The organism is Planomonospora antibiotica (assembly GCF_014647955.1).
Classification (GTDB): Bacteria; Actinomycetota; Actinomycetes; order Streptosporangiales; family Streptosporangiaceae; genus Planomonospora; species Planomonospora parontospora.
Genome location: NZ_BMQE01000001.1, coordinates 324,107 through 340,996 on the forward strand (window position 1 = coordinate 324,107; position 16,890 = coordinate 340,996).

The window sequence follows — 16,890 nt, forward strand, 5'->3', positions numbered from 1 at the left end:
GGGAGCTGTACCCACTTTCCGGACGAATCAGTAATTGCGTCGCACGTGGATCGCCCAGCCCCCCTCGGGGAGCTCGTGGCTGGCCACGTGGCGGTGGGACTTCAGCCGGCACCAGGCGGGCACGTCGGTGAAGGCCGCGGGGTCGTCGGCGAGGACGGAGACGACCGCGTTCAGCGGGACCTCGTTGATCCGCTCGGCGAGCATGATGATCGGGATCGGGCACTTCTTGCCCAGCGCGTCGATGGTCAGCGCCGGTGGCTGGACGGCCTCCTCCGCAGGAGCCTGCCTGGACGACATCACGCTCTCACTCCCCGACTTCTTCTCACGATGCCTCACGACCTGACCCCGGCCTCCTCGCGGATCCTGCGCACCGTCTCCGGCAGCAGGGCGAGGAAGCGGTCGACGTCCGCGGCGGACGCGCCCCGGGGCAGCGATACCCGGACATTCCCATGCGTAAGCACGCCCATGGCTTCCAGGACGTGCGATGGACGAAGCGTACTCGCCGTGCAGGAGCTTCCGGAGGACACCGCGAAACCGGCCCGGTCCAGCTCGGTCAGCAGCGCCTCGCCCTCCACGTAGAGGCAGGAGAAGGTGACGATGTGCGGCACCCGCGCGACGGGATCGCCGATCACCTCGACGTCGGGGACGAGCCGGGGCACCTCCGACCTGATCCGGTCGACCAGCGCCGACAGGCGCTCGCCCTCGCGGGCCGACTCGGCCGCCATGGCCCGCAGCGCGGCGGCCGCCGCGACGACCGCGGGCACGTTCTCGAACCCCGGGACCCGGCGGCGCTCCCGGTCGTCCTCCGGCAGCGGGCTGCGCCACCGGGTGCCCTTGCGGACCGCCAGCACGCCGACGCCGGCGGGCCCGCCCCACTTGTGCGCGCTGGCGGTCAGCACCGACCACCCGGCGGGCACCGGCAGGCGGCCCGCCGTCTGCGCGGCGTCCACCAGCAGCGGCACCCCGGCCGCGGCGCACGCCTCCGCGGCCTCGGCCACCGGCTGGACCGTGCCGACCTCGTGGTTGGCGCTCTGCAGGCAGGCCAGCGCAGTGCCCTCGGCGGCGACCGCCGCGCCGAACTCCGCCGGATCGACCATGCCGGTACGGCCGACGCCCACCGCGGCCACCTCGCCGCCGTCGCGCTCGTGCACGCCTGCGGCGTGCAGCACGCTGGAGTGCTCCACCGCCGAGACGACCAGGCGGCGGCCCGCCCGGCGCCGTCCCGCCAGGGCGCCCAGCACGCCCAGGTGGATCGCCTGGGTGCCGGACGTGGTGAAGGAGAGCTCGTCGGGCCGGGCGCCGAGCACCTCGGCGACCTCCTCCCGGGCCTGTTCCAGTAACATCCTTGCCCGGCGGGCGGAACCGTACAGCCGTGCGGGGTCGGCCCAGCCGGCGTCGAGCGCCGCCACCAGCGCCTCGCGTGCCCGGGGATGCAGCGGCTCGGTGGAGGCCGCGTCGAAGTACGCCACGCCCCAATCGTCGCATCCCGCACGCCACAACCGGGGGCGGGCGGGGGACCGGGGGCGGTCCGCGCTAATGTGTCCCCCAGCGTGAAGCTGTGAACTGCATGCTGTGAATCTGAATAAACGACCGCCCAGGAGCGACTCTTGGGCTTCATCTGTGGGGTAGGCGATCCGTGAGTCCGACCCGCCGTTCTGCACGGCGTCCGTTGGCCCGCCGCCGGGTGCCACGCACTGCCGCTCTGGCGCTGCTGCTGGTGTCCGCGACGGCGTGCAGTGCCGAAGAGTGGTCCCGAGGCGGCATGCCGGAGGGCATCACCAAGCAGGCCGAGGCCGTCCAGAGTCTGTGGAACGGATCCTGGATCGCGGCTCTGGCCACGGGCGCGGTCGTGTGGGGCCTGATCCTGTGGTCCGCCGCGTTCCACCGCAAGCGGAAGAACTCCGCGGAGCTGCCGCCGCAGGTGCGGTACAACCTGCCGATCGAGATGCTCTACACGATCGTGCCGCTGATCATGGTCAGCGTGCTGTTCTACTTCACCGCCCGGGACCAGAACTACATCAACGAGATGTCGGCCACCCCGGACGTGAAGGTCAAGGTGGAGGGCTTCCAGTGGAGCTGGCGCTTCACCACCGAGGTCGGCGGCAAGCAGGTCCAGGTGATCGGCAGGCCCGCGGACAGCTACATGGCCGCCGAGGCCCCGGAGCTGAAGCTCCCGGTGGGCAAGCGGATCGAGTTCGACCTGGTCTCGCCGGACGTCATCCACTCCTTCTGGGTGCCGGCCTTCCAGTTCAAGCGCGACGTGATCCCGGGCGTGCAGAACAAGTTCCAGGTCGAGACGCTGGAGAAGCCCGGCACCTACGCCGGCCGCTGCGCCGAGCTGTGCGGCGTGGACCACAGCCGGATGCTCTTCCGCGTGAAGCTCGTCTCCCAGGCCGAATTCGACCAGTACATCGCTAGCCAGGCGGGTGCCCAGTGACCGCAGAAAACCAGCCCGGCGCCCCCGCGCCGGTGCCGACCCGCAAGGGGTCGATCATCGCGAAGTGGGCGTCGTCCACCGACCACAAGGTGATCGGCAACCTCTACTTCATCACCTCGTTCGTGTTCTTCCTGATCGGCGGCGTGATGGCGCTGGTCATGCGGGCGGAGCTGGCCCAGCCGGGCCTGCAGTTCACCAGCAACGAGCAGTTCAACCAGCTGTTCACCATGCACGGCACGGTCATGCTGCTGATGTTCGCCACCCCGCTGTTCGCCGGCTTCGCCAATGCGATCATGCCGCTGCAGATCGGCGCGCCCGACGTGGCGTTCCCCCGGCTGAACATGGTCAGCTACTGGCTGTTCCTGTTCGGCAGCACCATCGCGCTGTCGGGCTTCTTCACCCCGAACGGCGCGGCCAGCTTCGGCTGGTTCGCCTACACCCCGCTGTCGAACGCGATCAGCTCGCCGGGCATCGGCGGCGACCTGTGGATCGCCGGCCTGACCATCAGCGGTCTGGGCACGATCCTCGGCTCGGTCAACTTCATCACCACGATCGTCTGCATGCGCGCGCCGGGACTGACGATGTTCCGGATGTCGATCTTCACCTGGAACATCCTGCTCACCTCGATCCTGGTGCTGATGGCCTTCCCGGTGCTGGCCGCCGCGCTGCTCGCGCTCTACTCCGACCGCAAGCTCGGCACGCACATCTTCGACTCGGCCACCGGCGGCGCGCTGCTCTGGCAGCACCTGTTCTGGTTCTTCGGCCACCCCGAGGTGTACATCATCGCGCTGCCGTTCTTCGGCATCGTGACGGAGATCCTGCCGGTCTTCAGCCGCAAGCCGCTCTTCGGCTACATCGGCCTGGTCGGCGCGACCATCGCCATCGCCGGCCTGTCGATCACCGTGTGGGCGCACCACATGTTCCCCACCGGCCAGGTGCTGCTGCCGTTCTTCTCGTTCATGACGTTCCTCATCGCGGTCCCGACCGGCGTGAAGTTCTTCAACTGGATCGGCACCATGTGGCGGGGCCACCTGTCGTTCGAGTCGCCGATGCTGTTCTCGGTCGGCTTCCTGGTCACCTTCCTGTTCGGCGGCCTGACCGGCGTCATCCTGGCCTCCCCGCCGCTGGACTTCCAGGTGACGGACTCCTACTTCGTGGTGGCGCACTTCCACTACGTCGTCTTCGGCACCGTGGTCTTCGCGATGTTCGCCGGCTTCTACTTCTGGTGGCCGAAGCTCACCGGCAAGATGCTCAACGACACGCTCGGCAAGTTCCACTTCTGGACGCTGTTCGTCGGCTTCCACGCCACCTTCCTGGTCCAGCACTGGCTGGGCGCGCAGGGCTTCCCGCGCCGCTACGCCGACTACAGCCCGATCGACGGCTTCACCGACCTGAACATGGTCTCCTCGGTCGGCGCGTTCCTGCTGGGCGCCTCCACGCTGCCGTTCCTCTACAACGTGTGGAAGACGGCCAAGACCGCGCCCAAGGTCACCGTGGACGACCCGTGGGGCTACGGCAACTCCCTGGAGTGGGCCACCTCCTGCCCGCCGCCGCGGCACAACTTCACCTCGCTGCCGCGCATCCGGTCCGAGCGTCCCGCGTTCGACCTCAAGCACCCGTACGCCCCGGCCAAGCGTGAGCTGGAGGAGGTCCGATGAAGGTTCAGGGCTGGCTGTTCATCCTCTGCGGCATCTTCTTCGCCGCGGTGGACGTCGTCTACTGGTTCTGGTCCAAGGAACCGGTCGGCACGACGGCGATGGCGATCTCGGTCGGCTTCGCCCTCATGATCGGGTACTACCTGATGTACACCGCCCGGCGGATCGGCGACCAGCCGTCGGACAACAAGCAGGGCGAGATCAGCGACGACGCCGGCGAGCTGGGCTTCTTCAGCCCGCACAGCTGGTGGCCGCTCTTCGTCTGCCTGGCCGTCGCGCTCGCCACCGTGGGCCTGGTCATCGGCTGGTGGCTGTTCATCATCGGCGTCTTCGCGATCATCATGGCCATGATCGGCTTCGTCTTCGAGTACTACCGGGGCAACTTCTCGCACTGAGCGCACCGGGTGCGCCGAGAACCGGCGCACCGAGCGCGCCGAGCAGGTCGAGAGGCCCCGCGGGCGTCGCCGCGACGCCCTCCGGACGCCGGGAGCGGGCCGTGGAATTCCTTCCACGGCCCGCTTTTTGGATTTGTTTGAGGTTTGTTGATCACTCGCGTATCTCCGCGACGTGCTCGCCCGCTTACTCCGGGTAATAACGAAATCTGGAGACAGGCCGGGAAGAGGGAGCACAAGTGCGGCAGGCGATCCGTGGTTCGACCTATGGGCCGGGGCTGCTCGCCCTGGCGCTGGCGGTGTCATGCCCGGCGGCCGCCGCCGCGGGCACCGAGGGCCCGACGGAACCGTCCGCCCGGGCCGGTGCGGCCGCGCCGCAGGCGGTGCGCGAGAAACCCGCCGTGATGGTGATGCCCTCCGACGGCAGCCAGGGGGTGCCGACCGACACGACCGTCCTGGTCGGCGTCCGGGGAGGGACCCTGGAGAAGGTCACCGTACGGGCCGTGAAGGGCGCCAAGGGCTCTTCCGGGGCGGCGCTGCCGGGCGTGCTGAGCGCCGACGGCACCCAGTGGCGGAGCCGGGGGACGGCGGCCCCCGGGACCACCTACGAGGTCACCGTGCTGGCGGCCGATCCGGAGGGCGGCACGACGGAGTCCACCAGCTCCTTCACCACGGTCCGGGCCGCCGAGGGCTTCGCCGTGCAGAGCCTCCTGCCGCACAGGGACTACACCGGCCTCACCGTGGGCGTCGGCATGCCCATCATGATCACATTCGACCGGGACGTCACCGACCGGCTCTCCGTCGAACGCAACCTGCTGCTGCGCACCTCCAAGCCGGTCCACGGCGCCTGGCACTGGTTCGACGACCGGAACGTGCACTTCCGGCCGAAGCGGTTCTGGCCCGCCCACACCCGGGTCCGGCTGGAGGCGCGGCTGTCGGGGGTGCGCGGCGGCGAGGGCCTGTACGGCAGGCGCGACCACGTCCTCGACTTCCGGATCGGCAGATCCCAGATCACCTCGGGCAGCGTCCACGCCCACCGCCTGACGGTCCGGCGCGACGGCGAGGAGATCAGGGAGATCCCGATGAGCGCGGGGCAGGGCGGCGTCTGGAAGTACCACACGACCAGCGGCATCCACCTGGCCATGTCCCGCGAGCCGGTGACCATCATGATCTCGCCCGGCATCGGTCCCGGTCAGCCCGGCTACTACCGCAAGACCGTCTACAACACCGTCCGGATCTCCAACAGCGGCGAGTACGTCCACAGCGCCCCGTGGTCGGTCGGCTCGCAGGGCCGCGCCAACGTGAGCCACGGCTGCGTCAACGTCAGCCCGGCCAACGCGCGCTGGTTCATCGACAACACCCTGATCGGCGACCCCATCATCATCACCGGCTCGCCCCGCGAGCTCGAACCCACCAACGGCTGGGGCCACTGGCAGGAGGACTGGGCGGAGTGGAGCAGGTGGAGCACGCTCAAGGGCTTCACCACCGAGGGGATCGGGTCCTCCGCCGGCCAGTGACGGCGGGAACCCAGGAGGGACGGGAACGACGGAGGGCCCGGGCGGATGATCCGCCCGGGCCCTCTTCTTCCGCTGTGCCGCCGGTCCGTCAGTGGACGGCGGGCTTGTCGTCCCCACCGGTGCCGACGGCCGCGTGGTCGTCGTGACCGTGACCGTGGCCGTCACCGTGACCGTCGTCCAGCGGGATCTTCTCACCGCCGTAGGCGGCGCTCATCTTGGCCCGGAGCCTGCCGATCGGGCCGCGCAGGGCCTTCGGCGGGACGCCGTCGGAGCCGTTCCCCGCGCCCGGAAGGGTCGGGACCGCCCCCTTGCCGCGCATGTGCGCCTCGATGTCCTGCGACGGGGGCACGTGGACCTCGATGTACTCGCCGTGGGGCAGGCGCTTGATGACGCCCGACTCCACGCCGTGCCCGATGATCGCCGCGTCCTTGCGCTGCAGGCCGAGGCAGATGCGGTAGGTGACCACGTAGGCGATCACCGGGGCCACGAAGACCAGGACCCGGCCCACGTAGGTGGTCCAGTTCAGCGAGACGTGCAGGACCCAGGAGAGCTCGTCGTTCGCGCCCAGCAGCCACAGCACGCCGTAGAACGTCATCGCGGAGATGCCGATCGCGGTGCGGTGCGGGTTGTTGCGGGGACGGTCCACGACGTGGTGCTCGCGGTTGTCGCCGGTGATCCAGCGTTCGACGAACGGGTAGACCGCCAGGCCCGTCATGATGATGCCCATCGGGACCAGCGCCGGGATCAGCACGCTCAGCGGGAGCGTGCCGCCGCCCTGCCCGAACAGGTTGATCTCCCACGAGGGCATCAGGCGCAGCGCGCCCTCCAGGAAGCCCATGTAGAAGTCGGGCTGCGAACCCGCCGAGATGTCCGCCGGCGTGTAGGGGCCGAACAGCCAGATCGGGTTGATCTGGGCGAAGGTCCCCAGCAGGGCGATGACGCCGAAGGTGAACATGAAGTAGGCGCCGGCCTTGGCCATGAAGGCCGGGTAGAACGGTGCGCCCACCACGTTCTTGTTCGTCCGGCCCTTGCCCGGCATCTGGGTGTGCTTCTGCACCCACATGAGGATCATGTGGGCGGAGATCAGGCCCAGCAGGATGCCCGGGATGAGCAGGATGTGCAGCGAGTAGAACCGGGAGATGACGTCCTCGCCCGGATATTCGCCGCCGAACAGGAAGAACGTGATCCAGGTGCCGACCAGCGGCAGCGAGATGGCCACGCCCTCGGTGATCCGCAGACCGGCGCCGGAGAGCAGGTCGTCGGGGAGGGAGTAGCCGGTCAGGCCCTCCAGCAGGGCCAGGGTCAGCAGGCCGACGCCGATCAGCCAGTTCAGCTCGCGCGGCTTGCGGTAGGCCCCGGTGAAGAACACGCGGAGCATGTGGACCATCATGCCGGCCACGAACAGCAGCGCCGCCCAGTGGTGCATCTGCCGCATGAGCAGGCCGCCGCGGACGTCGAAGCTGATCTCCAGCGTCGAGGCGTACGCCGCCGACATGCCGATGCCCTGGAGCGGGGCGTAGGAGCCCTCGTAGATCACGTGCTCCATGCTCGGCTTGAAGAAGAACGTCAGGAACGTGCCGGTCAGCAGCAGGACGATGAACGAGTAGAGCGCGATCTCGCCCAGCAGGAACGACCAGTGGTCCGGGAACACCTTGCGGAGGTTGCGCCGCATGAAGTTCCCGGCGCCCAGCCGGTCGTCGAGGAACGAGCTGGTGCCGGCGATGGGCTTCGGGACGGTTCCGTCACTCACGACTGGCCTCCCTTCTCACGGGCTTCGGCCTCGGCGTCGCCGCGTTCCCAGAAGCTCGGCCCCGGCGGGACCGGGAAGTCCCCGGTGGCGACGAGGTAGCCCTCGCCGTCCACCGCGATGGGCAGCTGGGGCAGAGGCCGGGCGGCCGGACCGAAGACGACCTTGGCGCCGTCGGCTGCGTCGAAGGTCGACTGGTGGCACGGGCACAGGATGTGGTGCGTGGTCTGCTCGTACAGTGCAGCGGGGCAGCCGACGTGCGTGCAGATTTTAGAGTATGCGACGATCCCGTCCGGTGCCCAATTGCGGTTGGTGCCGGACTTGAGCTCCTCGGGACGGAACTTGATCAGGATGAGCGTGGACTTGGCCAGCTCGTTCAGATCGTGCTCGTAGCCCTCGGGGACCACCGACAGGATGCCGCCGGGGGAGTTGAAGTCCGCCGCGCGGATCGGCGCGCCGGTGCCCTCGACGACGAGCCTGCGCTGCTTGCCCTCCTTGGTCTTCTCGCCCCAGACGGTGTGCCGCAGCTTCTTCGGGAAGTCGGCGTACTCGTGCGGGCCGAGGTCCTTCAGCAGCACCAGCGGGGCCAGGCCCAGCGGGGCCGCGGCGGCCAGCAGCGTACGGCGCAGCAGCGGCCGCTTGGTGATGCCGCTCTCGGCCGCGCCCTGCAGGAAGGTCTCGCCGACGTACGCCCGGGTCTCGCCGTCGGAGGCCATCTCGTGGCGCTCCTGGACGAGCTTGTACTTGGGCATGACCATGCGGACCCAGACCACGATGCCCGAGGCCAGGGCCAGCAGCGCCACCGTGAGCGAGCTGCCCAGGGCCAGGTTCGAGGTCGCCGCGCTGTCCAGGTCGCCGACCTGGAAGGCCACGTAGGAGACGATGAACGCGATGCCCGCCAGGAAGGCGAGGAGGAAGCAGAGGGCGGCGATCCGCTCGCCCTTCTTCGCCGTCGCCTCGTCCTGCAGGTTCACGCCGGGGACCTCGGCGGGGCCGGTGCGCTCCTCGGCGCCGAGCAGCGGCGTGCCGGTGGCGGCGTGCGAGGGCGTGCCGATGACGCGCTTGGGAACGCGCTCACCCGGCTGCTCGATGTCGTGATTGTTGTCTGTCATTGGGCCTGTCGCCTCTTCGCGGTGATCCAGATAGCGGCCAGCGAGAGAAGGCTGAGGCCCACGATCCAGGCGACCAGGCCCTCGGTGACGGGGCCGATGCGGCCGAGGTCGGCGCCACCCGGGTCCTTCTGCTCGCGCACGCCCACGATGTAGGCGATCATGTCCCGCTTCTGCTCGGGGGTGATGATGCTGTCGTTGAACACCGGCATGGCCTGCGGGCCGGTGATCATGGCCTCGTAGATCTGCTTCTCACTGGCCGGGTAGAGCGGAGGCGCGTACTTGCCCTGGGTCAGCGCGCCGCCCTCGCCGGTGAAGTTGTGGCACTGGATGCAGTTGGCGCGGAAGAGCTCACCGCCCTTGGCCTTGTCGCCCTTGGAGGCGTCGACCTGCTCGGCCGTCGGGATGGTCGGGCCGCCGCCGAGCGACTGGACGTAGGCGGCGAGCTGCCGGACCGTGTCGTCGTTCACCCACGGTGCGGGCTGCTTGCGCGGGGCCTGCGCTCCGGGGTTGGCCAGGGGCATGCGGCCGCTGCTGACCTGGAAGTCCACGGAGGCGGCGCCCACGCCCACCAGGCTGGGGCCGCGGTCCTCGACGCCTTCGGCGTTGAGGCCGTGGCAGCTGGAGCAGCTCTGCTCGAAGAGCTTCTTGCCCTCCGCCACGTCGTCGGCCTTGCCGGAGGCGATGGCCGCGTCGGCCCGCTCGCTCGTCGGGGCCGCCAGGGTGTAGGTGAACCCCAGCAGCCCCAAGGCCAGAAGCAGGACGGCGTATCTCGCGAGGGGATGCCGCCGCCCAGCGGTGATCCTATTCACAGAGATCCCCGATTCCTTAATGGATGCCATAGATGGTCACGAAAAGGCCGATCCAGACCACGTCGACGAAGTGCCAGTAGTAGGACACGACGATCGCGCTGGTCGCCTGCTCACGGGTGAAGCGCTTCGCGGCGTACGTGCGTCCCAGCATGAACAGGAACGCGATCAGTCCACCGGTCACGTGGAGGCCGTGGAAGCCCGTGGTCAGGTAGAACACCGAGTCGTACGCGCTGTGCGACAGGGTGTGACCCTCGTGGACCAGCTGGCTGTACTCGTACAGCTGACCGGCGACGAAGACGGCGCCCATCAGGAAGCTGACGATGTACCAGAAGCGCAGCTTGGCGACCTGGCCCTTCTCGGCGGCCCACACGCCCAGCTGGCAGGTCACACTCGACAGGACCAGGATGATCGTGTTGGCCAACGCGAACGGGACGTTGAGGTGGGCCTCGGGCCAGGGCATGCCCTGGCCGAGGCTCACCGACCGGATGGTGAAGTACATCGCGAACAGCGCCGCGAAGAACATGAGCTCGGAGGACAGCCAGACGATCGTCCCGACGCTGACCAGGTCAGGTCTGTTGGACGAGTGTGCTGTCGTCGTCGTTGAGATTGCGGATGCTGTCGCCACGGGCAGCATTATTGCGGCTCCCCTGGTCGGGTCGCCGCACGGCCCCCCGGTAGGGGGGGTAAACGTCCCTTTAATCGGGACGTAAGGGGCAATCCGCGCCCTGTTGTCTCCGGTCTGGGTCTCCGGGCGGGCCGACCGGTAGCATCCCAGGTGACCATACATCGACAAGGGATAGTGAGCGCGACCTTGAGCACCGACGACAAGATGAGGGTCCTCGTCTACAGCGACGACGCAAGCACCCGGCAGAGGGTGCGCGAGGCGATCGGCCGCCGCCCCGCCGCCGACGTGCCCCTCGTGGAGATCGTGGAGTGCGCCACCCACGCGAAGGTCGTCCAGCACTTCGACTCGGGCGTCATCGACGTCGCGGTGCTCGACGGCGAGGCCAAGCCGGCCGGGGGCATGGGCGTCGCCCGGCAGGCCAAGGACGAGGTCCACGACTGCCCGCCGATCTGCCTGCTGATCGCCCGCCGCGACGACCGCTGGCTGGCCGAGTGGTCGCGCGCCGAGGCCGTCGTGCCCCAGCCGATCGACCCCGTGGTGCTGGCCGACACCGTCGCCGACCTGATGCGCCGCCGGCTCTCCACCCGCCTGCCCGCGCGCTAGGAGACACCCGGGCGACGCCCGGGAGACACGGAGAGGCCGCTGCGGCCGCCCCCACCGGGCCGGCGCCGGAGCGGCCGGCCCGGTTCTCCGCCGCAACCCCGACCGCCGTTGCACGACCGGTAGACCACTCTGGAGACCCTCATGGACGCGCGCACCACCTGGCCCGCGCTGCTGTCGGCCCTGCTCGCGGGTGAGCACCTGACGGCGGACGAGACCGCCTGGGCGATGAAAGAGATCATGTCCGGTTCGGCGACCCCCGCGCAGATCGCCGGTTTCGCCGTGGCGCTGCGCGCCAAGGGCGAGACGGTCTCGGAGGTGACCGGCATGGCCCGCACGATGCTGGAGCTGGCCACCCCGCTCTCGGTCGACGGCCCGGTCGTGGACATCGTCGGCACCGGCGGAGACCAGGCGCACACGGTGAACGTCTCCACCATGGCGGCGATCGTGGCCGCCGCGGCCGGCGCGAGGGTGGTCAAGCACGGCAACCGCGCGGCCTCCTCCTCCTGCGGGGCCGCCGACGTGCTGGAGCACCTCGGCGTGGTGCTCGACCTGGCCCCGGCGGACACCGCCAGGGTCGCCGCGGAGGCGGGCATCGCCTTCTGTTTCGCGCCGGTCTACCACCCCGCGTTCCGTTTCACCGGCCCGCCGCGGAAGGAGCTCGGCGTGCCGACGGTCTTCAACTTCCTCGGCCCGCTGACCAACCCGGCCCGTCCGGCCGCCCAGGCGATCGGGGTCTACGACGCGCGCATGCTCCCGGTCGTGGCCGGGGTCTTCGCCGAGCGGGGCGTCTCGGCCCTGGTCTTCCGGGGCGACGACGGACTCGACGAGCTCACCATCGCCACCACCTCCACGGTCTGGATCGTCCGGGACGGCGTCGCCACGCAGACCGTCTTCGACCCGGCCGTGCTCGGCATCCCCCGGGCCGGGGCGGACGCGCTGCGCGGCGGGGACGTGGCCTTCAACGCGCAGGCCGTACACGACCTCCTCGGCGGCAGGACCGGGCCGGTGCGCGACGCGGTGCTGCTCAACGCCGCCGCCGCGCTGGTCGCGCTGGACGGCGCGGGCGACGACCTGGACGCCGCGATGGCCGCGGCGCACACCCGGGCCGCCGAGGCCGTGGACTCCGGAGCCGCCGCCGCCGCCCTCTCCCGCTGGATCGAGGTCAGCGGGTCCCTGCGGCCGGGCCGGTGACGGCGGAGCCGCGGCTCTGACGGGAGCCGGCGGGCACTCACCTCGGGGGAGGACGGGGCATCCGTCTGCGAGGGGACGCGGGGCCTCCGGCGGAGGCCGTACATTGCCCGTCATGTTCCGTGCCGACCTGCCGATCTCCGTCTCCCCGTGGCCCGGGCCCGGGATCCCCGCGCCCGAGGGGACCCGGTGAGCGGACTCCTGTCCCTGTCCGCGGTGGTCGTCCTCGCCGCGGCGGCGGCGTGGCTCGCCCGCGACCGCCGGCGCCTGGCCCGGCGGCTCCGGGACGAGCAGGCCGAGCGGGCCGGTCAGCGGGACGCCCTGGCCCGCGCCGCCCTGACCCGGGAGCGGGCGCGCATCGCCCACGAACTGCACGACGTGGTCGCCCACGGGGTCAGCATGATGACGCTCGGCGTCGGCGCGGGACGAATGATCATGGACAAGGATCCGGCCCGGGCACGGGAGACGCTCTGGGCGGCCGAGGAGTCCGGCCGCCAGGCGCTCGCCGAGCTGCAGCGCGCGCTGGGACTGCTGCGCGCCGAGGGCGCCGAGGGCGGGGTGCGGACCAGGGCGCCCCAGCCCCGGCTGGCCGACCTCGCCGACCTGCTGGCCCGGGTGCGCACCGAGGGGCTCTCGGTGGACGTGGTCGAGGACGGCAGGCCCGTCGAGATCGGCCCGGCCCTGGAGCTGTCGGCCTACCGGATCGTCCAGGAGGCGCTGGGCAACACGCTGCGGCACACCGGGGCCCGGTCGGCCTGCGTGACGCTGCGCTGGCGGCCGGGCTTTCTGGACCTCCTGGTCCGCGACGACGGGCGGGCCGGCCCCGGGGCGGGCACGGGGATCGCGGACACCGCGGGACCGGCCCTGGTCGGGATCAGGGAGCGCGTCACGCTGTTCGGCGGGACGCTGGAGACCGTGTCCCTGGAGGAGGGCGGGTCCGAGCTCCGGGCCCGGCTGCCCACGGTGGACGCCCGGGCGACCTACCCGCCCTGGGCGGCGGTCAGTCCGCCTCGTTGAGGCCGATGGAGAAGGCCGCTTCGAGGTCGTGCCGGGAGTAGGCGCGGAAGGCGATGTGCGTCTCGGTGTGCAGCACCCCGTCCACCTTGTTGATCCGGCCGGGGACGACCTCGGCGATCTCCTCGTAGGCCGCGACGCGGACCATGACCAGCAGGTCGTATTCGCCGGTGATGGAGTAGACCTCGCTCACCCCGTCGATCTCGGCGATCGTCTGGGCGACCTCGGGGATCCTGTCCACCTCGGCGTTGATGTGCACGATCGCGGTGACCACGAGCTTCCTCCTCGTTGAGTACGGCTTGTCTGGTGCCGAAGTTATCAGCGCAGCGGCCGGCCCTCGCGCCGCCGGTGCGCTTCCCCCGGCTCCGGCCCGGCCCGGTAGGCCCGCTCGAGCCGCGCCATCAGGCGGGCCGATCCGGTGATCGGCAGGCTCCACCCGGGGCCGGTCCCGCTCGCCGTTCCCTCCCGGCCGCTCGCCGCGCCCTTCCGGTCGCTCCCCGTCCCGCTCTCCGCTCCGTCCTCCCCGCTCTGCGCCGGTCCCCCTGCGAGGCCCCCGGCTCCGTCCTCGATCCGGACCAGCCGCACACCCGGTCCCTCCAGCCAGCGCAGCACGCACTCGGTCTCCTCCGCACCGGCCGCGGGGGTGGGCCCGGGGCCGGGCACGACGGTCTCGGCGGTGGCCGTCAGCGCGTCCACGAACGGCGCCGGATGGGCGCCCGCGGGCATCACCCCGGCCGAGGCCAGGCGGCCGTACCGGACGACGTGGATCTCCCAGCCGCCGCCCGCGGCGGGGGCGGCGGCCACCAGCTGCGGGATCGAGGTCAGCGACCGGAGCCGCTGCATGCGGGCCGAGGCGCGGACGTAGGCGGCGAGCCGGTCGCGGTCGGCGGCGGCCTCCTCGTAGCGCTCCTCCAGGGCCAGTCGCGCCATCCTCGCCTCGACCGCGGTGAAGACCGGGGAGGCGTCCACCTCCATGGCCCGGCGGGCGGCTGCGGCGTGCCGGCCGTACTCCTCGGGGCTCTGGCGGCCCTCGCAGGGCGCGCCGCACCTGCCGATCCCGGCCAGCGCGCACGCGGGACGGCCCCTGCGCGGGGAGAGCCGCTCGGTGCACTGACGGAGCGGCACCGCCTCGTGCAGCGTGGTGCGGGCGTCGTCGGCGGCGCGGACACTGGTGAACGGGCCCAGGTAGGCGGCCCGGTCGTCCTTGACCTCGCGGACGACCGACAGGCGGGGGAAGGGCTCGTCGGTGAGCTTGAGCCAGACGACCTTCTCCGGGAAGCGGGACCTGCGGTTGTAGCGGGGCTTGGCCGCGCCGATCAGCCGCAGCTCCCGCACCTCGGCCTCCAGCGGGGTCGCGCAGACGATCGGCCGGACCCGCGCGGCGATGCCGACCATCTCCCGGATCCGGGGGCGGGTCTCGCTCGCGGTGAAGTAGCTCCGCACCCGGGTGCGGAGGTTGACGCTCTTGCCGACGTAGAGTGCGTCGCCGCGCTCGTCCTCGAAGACGTAGACGCCCGGCGCGGCGGGGACCGCCTCCGCCAGGTGCCGTTTGCGGCGCTGCTCCGGCGTGGGCGCGCGGGTGAAGCCCTTGAGCTCCTCCAGGGTGTGCACGCCGAAGGAGCCCGCCCGCTCGATGAGCGCGTGCAGCACGTCCACCGTGGCGCGGGCGTCGGAGAGGGCGCGGTGGCAGGGCTCGGTCGAGCTGAAGAGCCGAGCCAGCGTGGCCAGCTTGCAGTTGGGCGCCTCGTCGCGGGTCAGCAGTCTGCGGGCGAGGGTGACGGTGTCGACGACGGGATGGGCGGGCGGGGGGTATCCGAAGGCGGCGCAGGCGGCCTTGACGAACCCGACGTCGAAGCCCGCGTTGTGCGCCACCAGGGTGGAGCCCGCGGCGAACTCCAGGAAGGAGGGGAGCACGGACTCGATCCGGGGGGCCTGCGCGACCATGGCGTCGGTGATGCCGGTCAGCACCGAGATGAACGGCGGGATCGGAGTCCCGGGGTCGACCAGGGTGGCGAACTCGCCCAGCACCTGCCCGCCCCGGACCTTGACGGCGCCGATCTCGGTGATCGCGTGCTCGCCCGCCGAGACGCCCGTGGTCTCCAGGTCGAAGACCACGAAGGTGATCTGGCTGAGCGGGGTGCCCAGCTCGTCCAGCGTTCCCTGCACGGCATGTTCCACGGTCACGACCATAGGAGCCCCGACCGACATTCGGCGCCGGAGGCTCCGGCGGGCGAGCGGACCCCGCCCGGCCGGAGAGCGGACCCGAGGCTCGGCGAGCGGACCCCGCCCGGCCGGAGAGCGGACCCGAGGCTCGGCGAGCGGACCCCGCCCGGCCGGAGAGCGGACGGCGGCCCGCGCGGAGAGCGGGCGGAAGCGGCACGGCATCGACTTTGGTCGGTTCCCGGGACGCCTCCTCCGGTCGTAATGTCATGACATGTGACCGAGCACGCGCTGGAGTACCGGTGGTTGCTGCCCGCGACCCTGCAGGACGCCCCGGAGGGGAGGCGGTCGGCGGTCCGGCGCTCGACCCGCGACTGGATCGTGGACATCACCGTCTTCCTGCTCTCCGCCGGTCTGGGTCTGATCACCGCGGACGAGGTGCACGGCCTGGTCGGCGCCGCCGAACCGATCCGCGCGATCGACCAGGTGGTGGGCGCGCTCGCGTGCGTCGCGGTGTGGCTGCGCCGGCGCTGGCCGGTGGGTCTCGCCCTCGTGCTCGCCCTCGTCGCGACCGTCTCCAACATGGCGAGCGTGCCCGCCCTGGTGGCGCTGTTCACGGTGGTGGTGCACCGGCCGTTCCGCCCCATGGCGCTGGTGGTGGGGGTGAACCTGCTGACGCTCCCGGTCTACCTGGAGCTGTGGCCCGACCCCACGATGCCCTACGCCATGGAGATGCTGGTGTCGGTGCTGGTCCTGCTGGTCGTGGTGGGCTGGGGGATGTTCGTGCGGGCGCGCCGGCAGCTCGTGCTCTCCCTGCGCGACCGGGCGGAGCGGGCCGAGGTGGAGGCGGCGTTCCAGGTGACGCGGGCCAGGCGGCTGGAGCGCGAGAGGATCGCCCGGGAGATGCACGACGTGCTCGCCCACCGGCTCTCCCTGCTCAGCGTGCACGCGGGTGCCCTGGAGTACCGGCCGGACATGCCGCCGCAGGACGTGGCCAGGGCGGCGGAGGTGATCCGCTCGGGCGCGCACCAGGCGCTCCAGGACCTGCGCGAGGTCATCGGCGTGCTCCGGCTCGGCTCCGGGGACCCGGAGGACGGCGGCGGCTCCGCGACCGCCGGGGAGGCCGCGTCCGACCGGCCGGACCGGCCCCAGCCCACCCTGGCGGACCTGGCGGACCTGGTGGAGGAGTCCCGGCTGGCGGGCACGGAGGTGGAGCTCGACCTGCGGGTCGGCGACCCGTCCGGGGTCCCCGCGGGACTCGGCCGCAACGCCTACCGGATCGCGCAGGAAGGGCTGACCAACGCGCGCAAGCACGCCGCCGCCGCGCCGGTGGGGCTCACCGTGGCGGGCGGGCCCGGCGAGGGGCTCACCGTCGAGGTCGTCAATCCCGTGACGGGCGGCCGGTCCATGCCGGGCAGCGGCACCGGGCTGATCGGGCTCACCGAGCGCGCCGAGCTCATGGGAGGCCGCCTGGAGTACGGCCCGGCGCCCGACGGCCGGTTCCGGCTCGGCGCGTGGCTGCCGTGGCCGGAATGAGCGGCGTGGACGGTGTGGACGGTGCGGGAGAGCATGGATGATACGGGTGATATGAGCGATACGGATGATACGGATGCCGCGAACGGCGCGAACGG

General features: G+C 71.3%; 16 protein-coding genes. 8 read left to right on the forward strand and 8 right to left on the reverse strand.

Translation table 11 applies throughout. From position 1 onward, the window contains the following. Positions 1–27: 27 nt before the first annotated feature. Complete coding sequence (locus IEZ06_RS01465) at positions 28–297, reverse strand: sulfurtransferase TusA family protein (RefSeq protein WP_068894267.1); 270 nt, start codon at positions 295–297, stop codon at positions 28–30. Positions 298–332: 35 nt separating this feature from the next. Beyond that, positions 333–1,469: a cysteine desulfurase family protein gene (locus tag IEZ06_RS01470; protein WP_189234809.1), complete on the reverse strand. Its 1,137-nt coding sequence runs from the start codon at positions 1,467–1,469 to the stop codon at positions 333–335. 215 nt (positions 1,470–1,684) lie between these two features. Here IEZ06_RS01470 and ctaC point away from each other — a divergent pair, with 215 nt between their 5' ends. The 4 genes from ctaC to IEZ06_RS01490 all read left to right on the forward strand — a co-directional run bounded on the left by ctaC (position 1,685) and on the right by IEZ06_RS01490 (position 6,001). Then, positions 1,685–2,437 carry an aa3-type cytochrome oxidase subunit II gene (ctaC, locus tag IEZ06_RS01475; protein ID WP_307811628.1) on the forward strand — a complete coding sequence of 251 codons (753 nt, stop codon included), beginning with the start codon at positions 1,685–1,687 and terminating at the stop codon, positions 2,435–2,437. Next, positions 2,434–4,095, forward strand: a complete 1,662-nt coding sequence (gene ctaD, locus IEZ06_RS01480; RefSeq protein ID WP_189234810.1) for an aa3-type cytochrome oxidase subunit I — start codon at positions 2,434–2,436, stop codon at positions 4,093–4,095. The genes ctaC and ctaD overlap by 4 nt, the downstream gene beginning before the upstream one ends. Next, complete coding sequence (locus tag IEZ06_RS01485; protein ID WP_068894263.1) at positions 4,092–4,487, forward strand: cytochrome c oxidase subunit 4; 396 nt, start codon at positions 4,092–4,094, stop codon at positions 4,485–4,487. Before ctaD ends, IEZ06_RS01485 begins: the two co-directional genes overlap by 4 nt. A 236-nt stretch (positions 4,488–4,723) precedes the next feature. Then, the gene (locus IEZ06_RS01490) at positions 4,724–6,001 is read left to right on the forward strand and encodes a L,D-transpeptidase (RefSeq protein WP_189234811.1); all 1,278 of its coding nucleotides are present in this window, start codon (positions 4,724–4,726) and stop codon (positions 5,999–6,001) included. Positions 6,002–6,089: 88 nt separating this feature from the next. On the opposite strand, the gene qcrB is transcribed toward IEZ06_RS01490, so the two are convergent. From qcrB to ctaE, 4 genes are read right to left on the reverse strand one after another with little or no spacing between them, the layout of a single operon-like run. Next, on the reverse strand, positions 6,090–7,751 hold the full coding sequence (gene qcrB / locus IEZ06_RS01495) for a cytochrome bc1 complex cytochrome b subunit (RefSeq protein WP_189234812.1): 1,662 nt from the start codon (positions 7,749–7,751) through the stop codon (positions 6,090–6,092). Further along, the gene (gene qcrA, locus IEZ06_RS01500; protein ID WP_189234813.1) at positions 7,748–8,860 is read right to left on the reverse strand and encodes a cytochrome bc1 complex Rieske iron-sulfur subunit; all 1,113 of its coding nucleotides are present in this window, start codon (positions 8,858–8,860) and stop codon (positions 7,748–7,750) included. Before qcrA ends, qcrB begins: the two co-directional genes overlap by 4 nt. Next, a complete protein-coding gene (gene qcrC / locus IEZ06_RS01505) occupies positions 8,857–9,699 on the reverse strand; it encodes a cytochrome bc1 complex diheme cytochrome c subunit (RefSeq protein WP_444544030.1) in 843 nt (280 codons plus the stop codon). The genes qcrA and qcrC overlap by 4 nt, the downstream gene beginning before the upstream one ends. Next, entirely contained in the window at positions 9,686–10,303 is a 618-nt protein-coding gene (gene ctaE, locus IEZ06_RS01510) for an aa3-type cytochrome oxidase subunit III (RefSeq protein WP_189234815.1), read from the reverse strand. The genes qcrC and ctaE overlap by 14 nt, the downstream gene beginning before the upstream one ends. 195 nt (positions 10,304–10,498) lie before the next feature. On the opposite strand from ctaE, the gene IEZ06_RS01515 reads away from it, so the two are divergent. From IEZ06_RS01515 to IEZ06_RS01525, 3 genes are all read left to right on the forward strand, one after another. Further along, the gene (locus tag IEZ06_RS01515) at positions 10,499–10,897 is read left to right on the forward strand and encodes a DNA-binding transcriptional response regulator (protein ID WP_189234908.1); all 399 of its coding nucleotides are present in this window, start codon (positions 10,499–10,501) and stop codon (positions 10,895–10,897) included. A 141-nt stretch (positions 10,898–11,038) separates the two neighbouring features. Beyond that, positions 11,039–12,088: an anthranilate phosphoribosyltransferase gene (gene trpD, locus IEZ06_RS01520; protein ID WP_189234816.1), complete on the forward strand. Its 1,050-nt coding sequence runs from the start codon at positions 11,039–11,041 to the stop codon at positions 12,086–12,088. A gap of 186 nt (positions 12,089–12,274) precedes the next feature. Continuing rightward, on the forward strand, positions 12,275–13,102 hold the full coding sequence (locus IEZ06_RS01525; RefSeq protein WP_189234817.1) for a sensor histidine kinase: 828 nt from the start codon (positions 12,275–12,277) through the stop codon (positions 13,100–13,102). On the opposite strand, the gene IEZ06_RS01530 is transcribed toward IEZ06_RS01525, so the two are convergent. Then, entirely contained in the window at positions 13,086–13,373 is a 288-nt protein-coding gene (locus IEZ06_RS01530) for an Lrp/AsnC family transcriptional regulator (RefSeq protein WP_068894257.1), read from the reverse strand. The genes IEZ06_RS01525 and IEZ06_RS01530 overlap by 17 nt on opposite strands. Before the next feature lie 44 nt (positions 13,374–13,417). Beyond that, the gene (locus tag IEZ06_RS01535; protein WP_373293775.1) at positions 13,418–15,289 is read right to left on the reverse strand and encodes a DEDD exonuclease domain-containing protein; all 1,872 of its coding nucleotides are present in this window, start codon (positions 15,287–15,289) and stop codon (positions 13,418–13,420) included. A 246-nt stretch (positions 15,290–15,535) separates the two neighbouring features. On the opposite strand from IEZ06_RS01535, the gene IEZ06_RS01540 reads away from it, so the two are divergent. Continuing rightward, the gene (locus IEZ06_RS01540; protein ID WP_229797698.1) at positions 15,536–16,795 is read left to right on the forward strand and encodes a sensor histidine kinase; all 1,260 of its coding nucleotides are present in this window, start codon (positions 15,536–15,538) and stop codon (positions 16,793–16,795) included. Positions 16,796–16,890 lie beyond the last annotated feature (95 nt).